Below are 14,241 nucleotides of genomic sequence, written 5' to 3' on the forward strand. Positions count from 1 at the left end.
GTCTCAGGCCAGGGACGCGGCCGGAACCGAAACATCCGGTCCTGTCTTGGCGAGATCGGCGAGCGTCTCCATCCACTGCTGGTAGGTGGCGTTCTTGGGGCTGATCGCCAGCGCCATCTCGCCGAAGGCCACCGCCTCCTCGAAGCGCTTCTGCCGCCGCAGGATCTGGCTCATCTGGTAGTAGCCGTGCGGATATTTCGGCCTGAGGTCGATGAACCGCAGCAGGGCTTCCTGCGCAGCCTCAGGTTTGTGATCGGCCATGTGCAGGACGGCCATGTCGAGGAAGACCGACGGATCCTCCTGTCCCAATTCGGTGGCGCGATCGAGGCTCCATTGGCGCAGGCCCGGGCGTCGCGTGGCTGCGTGCCGCGCGAGCTCGACATAGTAATGGGCGAAGCTGCGGCGCTTCCTGACCCTCTCCCTGAAGACGTGCGTGTCGAACGTTCCGTTCAGGACATCGAGGAAGAGGCCTTTCAGCAGGCCCATCTTCGTCAGCCAGATCGTCGTGGAATGACCAACCAGCGGCACGAGCACGCGCGTCACGTTCTCCTTCGGCAGACGCTCGGCGTGCAGCCGGTCCAGCCGGAAGAACGGATCATAGGTGACGAAGACCCGCCTCGCCTTCCGCGAGAAGATGGCGGCGTCGTTGAAGTCGCCGTTCCAGTCCTGCGCCTGGCCGCCCTTCCAGCGCCATTCCCAGGGGACGATGCGACGGTCCAGCGTCGTCTGCGGGTTGAGGGCCAGCACGTCCGCGTTCGGCACGGCATCGGAGAACACCAGCGCCGCGAAGGCGCCCATCGAGGTGCCGTAGAGAATGACGCGGTCGAAGCCGGCGACGAAGCGGGCAAACTCGGCCGAGCGCAGGAACGCGTGCAGGTCCGGCCCCCGGTACCACTCCGCCGTCAGCGGCTTGATGCCGAGGATGGACAGGCCGTGCCTGGCGATGAACTTGAAGCCCCAGGGCTCCTCGGTTCGAATGGTCTTCTCGTTGATCGTTCCGAAGGCGTTGAAGGTGATGATCAGCGTGCCGTTGCCCTCGATGTAGTCGAGGAAATAACGGTCGTTGAGGCGCTTCTGCACGTAGGCCGTGCCGTCGGCATAGGACGCTTTGATATCGAACATCTGCAGATCCAGTGGCGGCCTTACGGCATGACGGAACATCGCCCAAGCGCCACCGGCGCCTCGGCCCACCAGACGCCTAGCATGGGTGTGCCGTCACGCCAAAGTCCAGCCTCGACACCCGAGCGAGCGCAACGATTGAGCCTGCCCCCAGCGCCGGCACGCAAAGCTCGTCGTCTCCGATGATCCCTGCAAGGGAACCGCGTGCCGAAAGTTTGCCCCGCCTTCCGAGGCGGACGGCCTCGCTGTCGCAGACCAATGATGATATCCGTTTCAGACGTGCTGAGTGTCGTGTCAGGGGTGGCTGAAAGCGAGCTTCGGGGGCTCTTCAAGCTTTCAATTTCAACTCAGGATGGACGGTCGATTCGATGAACCCCCTGAAGCTCCCTCCGCCGGGCATTGCGGCACTGGCGCTCCTCGGCAGCATGGCAACGGCACATGCCGCCGACCTCGGCGCGGCTCCAGCTGAGCCGGCCGCGCCGATCCCCTATGCGTTCAACTGGACCGGCTTCTATATCGGCGACAATGTCGGCTACGGCTTCGGCGGCCACGACAGGGTCGGCCTGGACGTCCCGTATGAGGGCCGCAAAGCCAACGACGTCGGGACGCTCGAGGACAGCGGCGTGTTCGGCGGCGTTCAGGCCGGCTTCAACTACCAGCTAGGCTCGTTCGTCTTCGGCTTTGAAGCCGACATCCAGGGATCCGGCATCTCGGACATGATTCGCAGCCATCTCATACTCCTGAACGAGCGCGACACCGTGATCGGCAGGTCCAGGGTCGACTGGTTCGGCACGGTTCGTCCGCGGATCGGCTTCGCCTGGGACAGGGTCCTCCTCTACGGCACGGGAGGCCTGGCTTTCGGCGGCATCGACTATCGCGTGTCGGCTGACTCTGTGTTTGGTCGTACCGATCTGAAGAGCGACGACACACAGGTCGGATGGACGGCAGGCGCCGGCATCGAATACGCCTTCATGGACAACTGGTCGGCAAAGCTCGAGTACAAATATGTCAATTTCGGCAAGAACTACGTTGCAGGGCGGCAGAACGGGCTCATCGTGACGACCGATGAGACGCCGGACTTCCAGTCGGTGTCCGTCGGCCTCAACTACAGGTTCGGCGGCATGCCCATGGCCCACCCGGCCGAGGCGGGCGAGCCGCCCGACGCGTTCAGCTGGACCGGTCTCTATGCCGGCGCCAACCTCGGCTATGGTTTCGGCGGCCAGGACCAGGTCGGCTTGCAGGTGCCCAATACGGGCGTTCCTAACATCGACGATGCCGGCAAGTTCGAAGACAGCGGTGCATTCGGCGGCCTTCAGGCCGGCTACAACTACCAGATGGGCTCGTTCGTCGTCGGCGTCGAAGGCGATATGCAAGGATCCGGCGTTTCCGACAGGATCCATCGCGATATCAGGTTCCTGGGCCAGGCCAGCACCGAGACCGGCAAGTCCAACATCGACTGGTTCGGCACGCTTCGCCCGCGCGCCGGCTTCGCATGGGACAGGCTCCTCGTCTACGGCACGGGGGGCCTGGCCGTCGGCGGCGTCGACTATCTCGTGTCGGCTGCCGGCCCGTTTGGCCGCTTCGATCTGAGGAACGATGATACGCGGGTCGGGTGGACCGCAGGTGCCGGCATCGAATACGCCTTCATGGACAATTGGTCGGCGAAGCTCGAATACAAGTATGTGAATTTCGGCAAGGAGCACCTCGAGGGAAACATCCAGGGACTCTACCATGACCTGCCAGTGACGACCGACGAGACGCCGGACTTCAGCTCGGTGGATCTCGGCGTCAACTACAGGTTCTGAGCAGGCGTCTTCGCATCTGTTCTTGAGATAGGCGGAGAAATACGCTTTTCCGATCTTTTTTTGCTGCCGCCAAGAGGTGAAGGCTTGATGGCGCAGGCAGCGCGGCCTCCGCCAACCTCCCTCGGAGTTGGGTCGATGGAGTCGGCTTTCCAGCTCGATCCCTGGTGCCGCATAGGTATCGGTCATTTTATAGAATTGACGCTTCTTCCTCCTGCGACTGCTGATCTTCCCTTCGTGATCCATGGTACGTCCTCGGGTCGGCCATCTTCCCCACGGCACAAATCCTGCTTTCTCCACCCGCAGTAACCCTTTCTCCAGCCCGTGCCCGTAGTCTCCGCCCCGGCGGCTCTCCGGCCGCCCCAGCTTCCCGGCCGCAGCCCCTGCGCCGGCCTCACGAGGGTCCCATGACGTCCGCGACGCGGCGCCGCCTGGTCTTTCCCGTCTCCCGCGCGCAGGCGACCTGCGGCGTCGAGGCCTTTGCGCGGCTGCTCGCCGAGGCGGCGGCCCGGCGGGGGGACGAGGTGCTGGCGCTGCCGCTGGAGGGCGGCCGAGCCGACCGGCGTGCCATCGCCGCAGCGCTGCGGCCGGGCGATGCGCTGGTCTGCAACCTGCCGGTCGTAGCCTGGAAGCGGCACGTGCTCGCCCCGCTGCTCGCCCTCGCCGCCGCGCGCCGGCGCGGGGCCACCGCCACGCTGATGCTGCACGAATGGGGCGACCTCGACTGGAAGCGGCGGGCAATGTTCCGCCTCTATCTTCCCTTCGCCGATGCGCTGCTGTTCTCCTCGCCCACGGTCGCGGCCCAGCTCGCCGAAGACGCCTGGACCGCGCCGGTGCGCCGGCGCATGCGCGGCGCCCTGCCGATCCCGCCGAACCTGCGGCCGCCGGCGACGACGGCCGACAGCCCGCTCGCCGCGGCGATGCGCGCCTGGCGCCAGGAGGGACGCTTCGTGCTGGCCTCCTTCGGCTCGATCTATCCGAAGAAGCAGACGACCAGGCTGCTCGACATGCTGCCGGCCCTGCAGCGGCGCGGCACGCAGGCGGTGCTGGTGCTGATCGGCAGCTTCGTCAAGGGCGCGGACCGCGTCGAGGAGACGTTCCAGGCCGCGGTGCGGGCGCGCGGTCTCGAGGGCGACGTGCATGTCAGCGGCTATGTCGCCGACGAGGCGACGCTGTTCGGCCTGTTCGCCGAGGCCGACGCCTTCGCCTATTGCTTCGCGGAAGGCCTCACGTCCCGGCGCGGCAGCGTGCTCGCCTGCCTGCAGTCGGAGCGGCCCGTCGTGGTCAACGCCCCGGCGCAGGCGCACGAGTTCACCCATCACCGCGCCTATGGCGCCCTGCTGGCCGCCCGCCGGCTCACCCTGGTGCCCACCGATGCCGGGCCCGAGGCCTATGCCGAGGCGCTGCTGACGGCACGCCTGCGCCCGCCCGCCGCGGCGCGGATCGACTTCGACGCCTGCTGGGACGACGCGGCCGAGGCCCTGGCGCGGGCGCTCGACGTGCCTGCCCGGGACCGTGCGCCGACCGGGCTGCAGGGGGCGGGGCAGGAATCGAGGTAGAGGCGGCCGGGTGGGACGCGGGGCCGTCGGCTGAGGACCCGAGCCACGACCTCCACCTTCTGTGTTCGCGTGGATGGCCGGGTCGAGCCCGGCCATGACGGTGGATGAGGGGACGCCGTGGCGCGAGCCGGCCACCGTTTTGCCCGCCACGATCCTCGTCCCTGCCATGGATGCCCGAGCGAACGGGCCCAGCGACGCCGGAACGACGGCCGCAGTTGCAGCAGCGGACGCCTCATCCTCGACCGTCATGGACGGGCTTGTCCCGTCCATCCACGCGAACACAAGGGGTGGCGTTGCATGACGCATCGGGGAGCAGCGAGTTCTCCTGCACCGCCGGTGGTCGCGTGGATGGGCGGGACAAGCCCGCCCATGACGTCGCGGGTGGTGCGACCGTCGCGGAGAGACGCCGCGGCGCCCGCCTCCCCCCTACCCCTGCCGCTCCCCCGGCTGCAAAGCGCCGGCGCCCTGCCCCGCCCCGAACCGTGCGGCGAGGGTGCGGCCGAGGCGGGCGCGGACCTGCGCCACGTCGAGGACCCAGCAGGCGGCGACATAGGCGAGCGCCCCAGCCGGGATCAGCAGCGCCAGGGAGACACGGTCGAGCGCGGCGGGGAGGAGGCGATCGAGGGCGGCCACCACCACGGCCATGACAGCCACCGCGGCGGCGACGCGGGCGATGCGCAGCGGCGGCAGCGGCATCGGGAAGGCCCAGCGCGCCAGGATGAGGGCGTTGAGGAAGCCGAAGGCCTCGGTGGCGACGCGCCCCCAGGCGGCGCCGGCAACGCCGAGGACGCCGATCAGCAGGCTCGTCGCCACCACGTTGAAGGCGAGCGTCGAGGCGGTGTTGACGATGTAGAAGACGTTGCGGTTGGCGAGGAGGAAGCCGATGTGCAGGTATTGCTGGGTGGCGATCTGGAACACCACCGCCACCGCGACGATCGGCATGATCGCATGGGCGGTCGGGCGGAAGTCCGGGCCGAGGATCAGGTCGGCGATGTGCGGCGCGGTCACGGCGAAGCCGATGCAGGCCGGCAGGGTGACGGCGAGCAGCAGCTCCAGGCAGTCGTCGAGATGGCGGCGCGTCGCCGCCGGCCCCTCGTTGGCGAGCAGGCGCACCGCCATCGGCACGAAGGCGGAGGAGGCGCTGATCGCCGGGATGATCAGGGCCTGGCGCACCAGGTCGACCGAGGCGCCGTATTCGCCCGCCGCCGCCGCCCCGAGGATATGCGCGACGATGAAGCGGTCGATCGCCGAGGAGAGAGCCAGCACCGAGATCGACACGGTGAGGGGAAAGCCCCACACCGCCAGCGGCCACAGGCGCGGATCCCTCAGGCGCAGCTTCGCCCCGGTCCAGACGCCGCGCAGCGTCAGGCCGGCGCTGGCGAGATAGGCGGCCGCGCCCGAGAGCAGGAGGCCGAGGCCGCCGGCGAAGAAGGTCACCGCCACGCCGAAGGCCGAGACCAGCACGGCGCGCACCAGCGTCGCCCGCATGTAGAGGCCGGCCTGCAGCCGGGCCCGGAGCAGCTCCTGGCCGAGCTCGAAGAAGCCGACGCAGAGCGCCAGCAGGATCGAGGCGGCCACGGCCCGCCCCTCCAGTGCGACGAGGCGGGAGGCGACGATGTAGATCACCGGGAAGGCGAGGCAGGAGAGGCCGAAGCCGAGGAGCACGGTGCCGCGGATGTCGGTGCCGTCGGCCTTGGCCTCCTCGCGCAGGATGGCCTGCTTCAGCCAGGTGAAGAGCAGTGCGCCGAGGATGGCGGCGAGGCCGTTGCCGATGACGTAGACGCCGTACTCGGCCGGCCCGAACAGGCGCGTGAACACCACCACGTTGAGGAGGCCGAAGGCGGCCGAGCCGGCATTGGCGACGAAATAGGTGGCGGTCTGGCGGACGAGGGTCATCGCGCCGCGTTCCGCTGCGGCGGAGCCGGAGCAGCCGCCTCCGCCTCGGCCTCGAAGGCGCGGATGCTGGCGCGGATGGCGGCGAGCGGGGTCGCGCCGAAGGACTGCACGCAGACCGCCACCTGGTCGGGCGCGGAGCCGCGCAGCAGCGCGAGCAGGCCGGCCTCGTCCAGGGTCTCGCCGTCCCAATAGGCGCGGCAGAGGCTGCGCGACGTCGGCGCGGTGGCGGCGAGGCGCCGGGCGTCGTTGGTCACGAAGGCGCCGTAGATGAGATATTCGGAGAACTCGTATTCGCGGCACAGCGCCTCGACCCAGCCGCGGCCGGTGACCGCCTCGATGCGGGCGGTCATGGCGCGGATGGTCGCCTGGTCCCAGACGATGATCTGGCCGATATGGTCGTCGGCGGGAAAGCGCGGTTCCGGCAGGCCGAGCAGCCGGTGCGCCGCCTTCAGCCAGGGGGCGTGCAGCGGCCTGTCCGCCTGCACCGCGCCGGGGTCGCCGTAGAGCGGCACCGGGTTCGGGCTCGCCAGGGCGGCGACGTCGAAGGGGCGGAAGAAGCAATTGTCGGAATCGATCAGGCAGTAGCGCTCTTCCGGCAGGGTCGCCACCGCCTGAATCTTGACGATCTGCTGGGTGTGCCAGCCGCGGATCGGCCAGGCCTTGAGCGACCACCAGTAGAGGCGGCCGCGCGGACGGATGAAGGAGGGCATGGCGTGCAGCCAGCCCGGCAGGAAGCGCGAGACCGGCATGACCTGCCGGCGGCCGCGGTTGAACGGCGCGAACAGGCCGAGGTCCTCGTCATGGACGATGACATAATGTTTCTCGAAGGCGCGGGCATGCCGGTCCACGCTCTCGAACAGCAGCGCCGAGCGCGCGAGATCGCCGCGATAGCTCGGGGTGATGAGGGAGATTGTACCGGACACCGCTCGTCCCATGGCTCGGCCCGGCGCCGCCGCGGACCTGCCTGCTGTCTAGCGGGCGCGAGTTAATTTGCCGTTCCGCATCGTTAAAATCGTCGGCAATCGCGGAAAGGATTCGTTAAGCCTTCGTCGGGACTACGCAACAAAACGCCAAGAACCCCTCTCCCGGCCGGGAGAGGGGTTCACGTCGCATATGATCCTGGCTTTGCCGCCGCCCGTCACGCCGCGGGCTTGGCGGCCGCCTTCTCCGGGCCCGGCTCGGCCACGGCGACGAGCTTGAGGATGCAGGGGCCGAGCACCGAGCGCCGGGGGTCGGCGTCCGGCGGCACGGCGCTGCCGGCATCGACGGTCAGCACCACGCCGATGCGCCTTATGTCGGTGGCCGCGTCCTGGCGGATGCCGGCGAGGTCGGCCGGGCCGTCGCAGACCAGGAGGTCGAAGCCGCGCCCGTCGAACACCGTGTCGCAGATCTGCATCGGGTCGATGGCAGACATCGGCGTGCGCTCGGGAAACAGGATCAGGCCGATGCCGGTCTGAGTGGGGTGGAACAGGCGCCCGGCGTCGCCGGCCTCGCCGATCAGGGGGTGGCGCAGCGCGCCGGCGACGCGGCGGGTGAGCAGGCGGCCGCCCTCGTCATAGTCCATCAGCATGACGCGGGCGCCGCGCGCCTGCGCCGCCAGCGCCAGGTTGAGCGCCAGCGTCGTGCGCTGCTCGGCCGGGTTGACGCCCGCCACCATCAGGCAGCGCGGCGCGGCCGGGCCCGGCGCCGGGCGGATCGCCGCGATCATGTCGGCCAGGAAGGCCCGATGCTCGGCCACGCTTGTCGTGAGCACCGGCAGGCCGATCTGGGTGAGGTCGAGCTGGCCGCGCTCCTGGTTGCGCAGCACCGCCGGCGGGAACGGCGCCAGCCGGATCGCCTCGGGCAACGGCATGTCGGGCAGCACGGCTTCAGGCAACACTGCTGCAGGCAACACTGCTGCAGGCAGCGCGGCTTCAGGCAGCGGCGTCTCCTCGGCCGCCGCGGCGAAGACGGGCGGCGCCTCGACGGGCGGCCCCGGCGTGAAGGCCGGTGCCGGGTCCGGAGCCGGCGGCGGCGCGGCCGCGGCCTGCGGGGCGGCGGCCGGCTGTCGCGGCGCAGCGGCAGGCGGGACCGCCGCGGCGGCGTCACCTGCCGCGGCACCCGGCTGCGGCCACATCTGCTCGAGCAGCACGGCGAGGGCGAGGCCGACGAGGGCGCCGAGCACGAGGCCGACCATCAGGAGCAGGCTGAGGCGCGGCGGGAAGGAGCGGCTCGCCGGCGCGCTCGCCGCGGTGACGATGCTGGCATTGGTGGCGCCGAGGCCGGCGAGCTCGCCGGTCTCGCGCGAGCGGGCGAGGAAGGACTGGTAGACGTTGCGGCTGGCATCGGCCTCGCGCTCGAGCTCGCGCAGCCCGACCGAAGCCGTGCCGGCATCGGAGACCTGGCCCTTCAGCGTGTCGACGGTCTTGGTGAGCTCGGTCTCGTTGTCCTTGGCCCGCTTCAGCTCCATGCGCGAGGCGGCGGCGAGGCGGGACAGCTCGGAGTCGAGGGCGCGGCGCGTGTCCTCCACCTGGGCGGCCGCGGCCCGCACGCTGGGGTGCTGGGTGCCGAGCACCGCCGAGAGCGAGGCGAGGCTGCGGCGCGCCTCGACGTTCTGCACCCGGAGATTGCCGATGGTGACGGAGCTCACCGCCTCCGGCAGGGCGCCGAGCGCGTCGGGCGAGCGCTGCGCCGCCACGATCTGGTCGTAGCGCGACTGCGCGTCCGCCACCTTGCCCCGCGCCGCGCCGAGCTGGGCGTTGACGTCGGCGAGCTGGGCCTCGGTCACCGGGCCGGTGGGGGTGGCGAGCAGATTGTGCCGGGTCTTGTAGTCCTGCACCTTGGTCTCGGCCTCGCGCACCCGGCGCTGCATCGTGTCGAGGCGGTCGTTGAGCAGGCTGGTGGTGCGCTGGGCGAGATCCGCCTGGTTCGCGGCGAGCTGGGCGAGATAGCTCTGCGCCATGGCGTTGGCGAGGTCGGCCGCCTTCTCGCCGGCCGTGGCGGTCACCGTGATCTCGATCACCGAGGTGCGCTCGGGCCGCCGGACGCTCGCCTGGCGCTTCAGCGTGTCGACGGCCGCCTTGCGTGCCGCCTCCAGCGCCGCCGGGTCGGCCCCGTCCTCGGGCACGGCGAGGCGGCCGGCGAAGTCGGGATCGGCATAGAGGCGGGCCGAATCGACCACCGGGCGCAGCACCTTGTCGGCGAGCACGATCAGCGTCTGGCTCTCGACCAGGTTGGTGAAGGCGTTGGAATCGACATTGTTGGCTGTGATGTCGTTCTGCACCGCCTGAACGCCGCGCGGGTCGATGAAGACCTGCGTGGTCGCGGCATAGCGCGGCTTGAGCAACGTGCTGCCGAGGGCGACGAGCAACACGGTCGCGAGCGTCGTCGCCACCACCAGCCAGCGGCGGCGCAGCGCCGCGCGCAACACCAGGGCCGGGGTCAGGCCGGCGAGCCGCGGCGCGGCGCCGCCCGTCGGGCGGGCCGCGGGCGCAGCCTCCGTGCGGTCGTCAATCATCTCGCCCTGCGCTTCCGTGCTCGGCCATGCCGCAGCTTTGCCGAAACAGGGTTAATGCCGGGTTGATGGCCGTCCCTGATGGAGGCGACGGCACCGATTATCCATCAACCGCGACGCCGGCAAATCCCCTCCCCCTTGAGGGGTAAGGGGTGGGGGTCGGGCAGAATGTGGCGGGGCGGCATGCAAAGGGCGCCCTTTGTATCGACCGCGCTCAGTCCTGATGGACCCCCAACCCCTTACCCCTCCCCGCAAGGGGGGGAGACCCGGGCGTCACGCTCTTTCCTTCGGCATTCCCGTCTCGCCCGACCGAAGCCCGCCCCCACTCGCCCTGTGCGTGCAGCTCGGGCGCCACCCCGAGGAAGCGCGTCAGGATCTGCCAGAGGTCCTCTCTCGCCCGCGCCGGCGTCAGGTCGTGGTCGCTGTCGGCGATCATCGCGCGCTGAAGGCCGCGCCGCTGCACCAGCCACGCGGTGTCGGTGCCGAAATGGTGCACGAGGTCGTCGAGGCCGGGGTCGCCCTCGGTATGGACCAGCAGCACCCGCACGCCGCGCCGCTCCAGGGCGAGCAGCCAGCGGCGGACCCGGCCGGCCGGCGTGTCGAGGCCGAGCCGGCCGCCGACCGCGCCGGCGAGGCGCGCCGCCGGCCGCGCAACCTTGCGCTGGAACAGGCCGAGCCCGATCGAGGCGACGTCGATCTCGCCCGCCAGCAGCCGCTTCCAGGTCTCGCGCCGGAACAGGCTGCGGCGATAGAACGCCGTCGGCTTCAGCGAGCGGCGCATCGCCACCTGCAGGCTGGCATCCCTGGGCCAGATGAAGCGCTGCAGGTTGACGCTGACCACGGCGGCGACGCGCGGATCGGCCACCGCGGCGTGGAACACGAGATGGGCGCCGCTGCACGAGCCGAACAGCAGGAAGCCCGCCTCGCCCTGCCCCACCAGCATGTCGAGCGCGGCGGCCATGTCCGCCCGGGCCTGATGGGAATAGAGCGGCTCGTCGCCGTCCGGCATCGACCGGCTGTCGCCGATGCCGCTCATGTCGAAGCGCAGCGAGGCCACGCCCTCGCCCGCCAGCCGCCGCGCCAGCGCGGTGGTCGAGCGGGCCCAGCCGAAGCGCGGGTTGCGGCCTGAATTGGCGAAGACGACGAAGGGCGCGCCCGGCCGCCGCGCCGCGGGGCGGCAGAGCACCCCGGCGAGCCCGCGCCCGGGGCCGAACTGCACGGGGGATTCGGCGAAGCCCTCGCCGGCCAGGCGCACGGCCGGCGGCGGCGTCAGGGGCGCGGCGCGCCGGGACGGAGGCTCCGCCGCCACCCAGGCGGCGATGCCGGCCCAGGCCGCCGCCGGCTCGCGCGCCAGGGTCGGGCTCTGCATCAGCGCCTCGTAGCCTTCGAGCTCCTGCCGCTCGAAGGCGGCGCCCTGCGCGGCGAGCCGTGCCGCCAGCGCCTTGTCGGCGCGGTCCTTCGGCTCGGCGAGAAGGATGCGCGGCGCCGCGACGCCGGCGAGGCTGCCGATCTCCGCCCGCCTCAGGCCGGCGAGCGCCGGCTCGGACAGGACGAAGCCGGCGACGGCGAGGCCGGCGCCCGGCTCGGCCGCGGGCAGGCCGGCGGCGAGGAGCTTCGACTGGATCGTCATCTCGCGCGCGAAGGCGCGGCCGCTCGCGACCGGCGCCAGCAGGGCGAGGCCGGCGACGTCGCTGCGGCCTTCGGCGGCGAGCGCCGCCACCAAGGCGCCGAAGCGCAGGCCGACCAGCACCACCTCCTCGACGCCGGCGACGGCCTTCAGCCGCTCGATCGCGCCGCGCGCCGCCGCCACCGCCCGCTCGACCAGGTCCTCGCCGCGCCCCGCGTCGCGCTCGACGCGCCCCGCGTCGAGGGAATCGCCGCTGCCGGGATAGTCGAAGCGCAGCGCCGGGCAGCCCGCCGCCGCGATGCGGCCGGTCAGGCCCCACCAGGCGCGGTAGGTGCACAGACCCTCATAGTCGAGCGCCCCGCACAGCACCGCGCCGCGCGCGCTCCCGCCCGGATGGATCCAGCCCAGGCAGCCACCGACATCGACAGGAATCATCACGCCGTCCGCATCGTCTCCTCGCCGGATCATGCCGCAGAGACGTTAAGGCTTCAGACGTGTTTTTCCGCGAAGCTGCAACTGTGCGGCTGCCAGATGCCGCTGCGGAAGCAGATGAGCCAGTCCTCAGCCATGCCGGTTTCAGACGCAGCCAGCCCCAGGATTCCGGTGCAGCCGATCGGCCTGCGCATGCGCCTGGCGCACCGGGTGGCGCGCTACGCGCCGGCGCGGCGGCACGCCATGCGCAACGACCGGCCGCTGGTCAGCTTCAGCTTCGACGACATCCCGGTCTCGGCCGCCGCCACCGGCGCGCGCATGCTGGAGGAGGCCGGGGTGCGCGGCACCTTCTTCGTCGCCACCTCGCTGTTCGGCCGCTCCACCGACCATTGGCGCGTGGCCGAGGCCGACAGCGTCGCGGCGCTGGCGCGCCGCGGCCACGAGATCGGCCTGCACACCCATGCCCATGTGCCGGTCGTGGCCCTCGACGCCGCCGCCTTCCACAGCGACATGGGCGAGTGCCGGCGCATCCTCTCCGACCTCGTCCCCGGCCGGCTGCTGCAGAACTTCGCCTATCCCTACGGCTATGCCAGCCTGGTGCACCGGGCGATCCTGGGCCTGCAGGCGCGCTCCAGCCGCACCACCCATCCCGGCGTCAACGCCGGGCGCATCGATTTGCACTATCTCTGCTCGATCCTGCTCGACCGCTCGATGCGCAACCCCGCCGACATCGACGCCCTGATCGAGCGCACCATCCGCCAGAACGGCTGGCTGATCTTCACCACCCACGACGTCGACAATCCGCCGAGCCCCTATGGCTGCACCCCGGCCATCCTCGAGCACGCGCTCGACGCGGTGCGGCGCCGCGGCGTGAGGATCGCCACCATCGGCGAGGCGCTCGACCTGATCGGCGCGCCGAAGGCGCCGCACGCCTGACGGCCTTTCAGGCCCCGGCCGGCGCGGGCTCCCGGAGGGGGATGCCGACCGCCCGGGCCGAGCGGCCGATGACGGCGAGCGCGGTCTCGATGTCCTCCGGCTCGTGGGCGGCCGAGACGCTGTAGCGCAGCACCACCTCGCCGTTGGGCGTCGCCGGCGGGATCAGCATGTTGACGTAGACGCCGGCGGTGAGCAGCGCACGCCACATGTCGAGGCCCGGCTTGATGCCGGGCATGCGCACGGCGCCGACCGGGCCGGGCGGCGCCGAGGGCGGCAGGCCGAGGGCGACGAGGCCGGCATGGAAGGCGCGCGCGTTGCGCCAGGCCTTGTCGCGGCGCGAGGCATCGTCGCGGATGAGGTCGATCGCCCGGTGCGCCGCCGCCACGACGGGCGGCGGCAGCGAGGCGGTGTAGAGATAGGGCCGCGCCGCGAAGCGCAGGGTGCGGAAGGCCCGGTCGCTCGTCACGCAATAGCCGCCGACCACGCCGACGCTCTTGGAGAAGGTGCCGACGATGACGTCGACGTCGTCCTCCACGCCCTGCGCCTCGGCCACCCCGCGAGCATGGGCGCCGTAGAGGCCGAGCGAATGGGCTTCGTCCACCAGCAGCACCGCGCCCGAGCCGCGCGTCACCGCGACGATCGCCGGCAGGTCGGCGACGTCGCCGAGCACGCTGTAGACCCCCTCCGTCACCACCAGCGTGCGCGCCGGCGCCACGCCGCTCGCGGCCATGACGCGCTGCAGGTCCGCCGCGTCGTTGTGGCGGAAGGTCGCGACCTTGGCGCCGCTGAGGCGGCAGGCGTCGAAGATCGAGGCGTGGCAATGGGCGTCGAGGGCGATGGCGTCGCCCTCGCGCACCAGCCCGCCGATGGCGCCGAGATTGGCCATGAAGCCGGTGGAGAACACGATGGCGTCGGAGCGGCCGTAGAGCGCGGCGACCGCCTTCTCCAGGTCGACATGCAGCTTCTGGTTGCCGCTGGCGACGCGCGAGGCGGTGGAGCCGGCGCCGAACCGGCGCAGGGCTTCGGTCGCCGCCTCGACGCAGCTCTCCTCGAAGTTGAGGCCGAGATAGGAGTTGGTGCCGAACATCAGGGTCGGCCGGCCCTCGATCAGGGCGCGCACCGGGCCGAGCACCTGGTCGATCACCACGCTGAGCGGCGTCAGGGCTCCGCCGGTGGAACGGTCGAACATGTCGGCGAAGCCCGCGGCGCGGGCGCGGATGCCTGCGCGAGTCTCTGGCTGCCTGTCCTGCGGCCTGGCTGTCGTCCCCGCCGATGCCCCATCGTCCCCGTTGTGTTTCTTCACGCCTGCGCCGTCCCTAGCCAACGCGCCGTTCATACAGATTTGCGGCTCCGGGATAAATGGCGAAGCACGAGGCA

9 protein-coding genes are annotated in these 14,241 nt (G+C 71.1%); 3 read left to right on the forward strand and 6 right to left on the reverse strand.

Annotation, left to right across the window (positions count from 1 at the left end):
* Window positions 1–3: 3 nt before the first annotated feature.
* Entirely contained in the window at window positions 4–1,122 is a 1,119-nt protein-coding gene (locus QO011_RS01335; protein WP_307266659.1) for a tetratricopeptide repeat protein, read from the reverse strand.
* Window positions 1,123–1,487: 365 nt separating this feature from the next.
* Here QO011_RS01335 and QO011_RS01340 point away from each other — a divergent pair, with 365 nt between their 5' ends.
* Both QO011_RS01340 and QO011_RS01345 read left to right on the forward strand, forming a co-directional pair.
* On the forward strand, window positions 1,488–2,924 hold the full coding sequence (locus QO011_RS01340; protein ID WP_307266660.1) for an outer membrane protein: 1,437 nt from the start codon (window positions 1,488–1,490) through the stop codon (window positions 2,922–2,924).
* Between the two features lie 404 nt (window positions 2,925–3,328).
* Window positions 3,329–4,480: a glycosyltransferase gene (locus QO011_RS01345; protein WP_307266661.1), complete on the forward strand. Its 1,152-nt coding sequence runs from the start codon at window positions 3,329–3,331 to the stop codon at window positions 4,478–4,480.
* A gap of 426 nt (window positions 4,481–4,906) precedes the next feature.
* Here QO011_RS01345 and QO011_RS01350 read toward each other — a convergent pair whose 3' ends face one another.
* From QO011_RS01350 to QO011_RS01365, 4 genes are all read right to left on the reverse strand, one after another.
* Window positions 4,907–6,376 (reverse strand): lipopolysaccharide biosynthesis protein, encoded by a 1,470-nt coding sequence (locus tag QO011_RS01350; RefSeq protein WP_307266662.1) that lies wholly within the window; start codon window positions 6,374–6,376, stop codon window positions 4,907–4,909.
* Window positions 6,373–7,299, reverse strand: coding sequence for a DUF6492 family protein (locus QO011_RS01355; protein ID WP_307266664.1), 927 nt, complete (start codon window positions 7,297–7,299; stop codon window positions 6,373–6,375). The genes QO011_RS01350 and QO011_RS01355 overlap by 4 nt, the downstream gene beginning before the upstream one ends.
* 215 nt (window positions 7,300–7,514) lie before the next feature.
* The gene (locus QO011_RS01360) at window positions 7,515–9,872 is read right to left on the reverse strand and encodes a GumC family protein (RefSeq protein ID WP_307266665.1); all 2,358 of its coding nucleotides are present in this window, start codon (window positions 9,870–9,872) and stop codon (window positions 7,515–7,517) included.
* Between the two features lie 211 nt (window positions 9,873–10,083).
* Window positions 10,084–11,931: an alpha/beta hydrolase family protein gene (locus tag QO011_RS01365; RefSeq protein WP_307266667.1), complete on the reverse strand. Its 1,848-nt coding sequence runs from the start codon at window positions 11,929–11,931 to the stop codon at window positions 10,084–10,086.
* 114 nt (window positions 11,932–12,045) lie between these two features.
* Here QO011_RS01365 and QO011_RS01370 point away from each other — a divergent pair, with 114 nt between their 5' ends.
* Window positions 12,046–12,864: a polysaccharide deacetylase family protein gene (locus tag QO011_RS01370; RefSeq protein ID WP_307266669.1), complete on the forward strand. Its 819-nt coding sequence runs from the start codon at window positions 12,046–12,048 to the stop codon at window positions 12,862–12,864.
* Between the two features lie 7 nt (window positions 12,865–12,871).
* On the opposite strand, the gene QO011_RS01375 is transcribed toward QO011_RS01370, so the two are convergent.
* A complete protein-coding gene (locus QO011_RS01375; protein WP_307266670.1) occupies window positions 12,872–14,053 on the reverse strand; it encodes an aminotransferase class I/II-fold pyridoxal phosphate-dependent enzyme in 1,182 nt (393 codons plus the stop codon).
* Window positions 14,054–14,241 lie beyond the last annotated feature (188 nt).

The sequence above is a fragment of the Labrys wisconsinensis genome, assembly GCF_030814995.1.
Taxonomy (GTDB): domain Bacteria; phylum Pseudomonadota; class Alphaproteobacteria; order Rhizobiales; family Labraceae; genus Labrys; species Labrys wisconsinensis.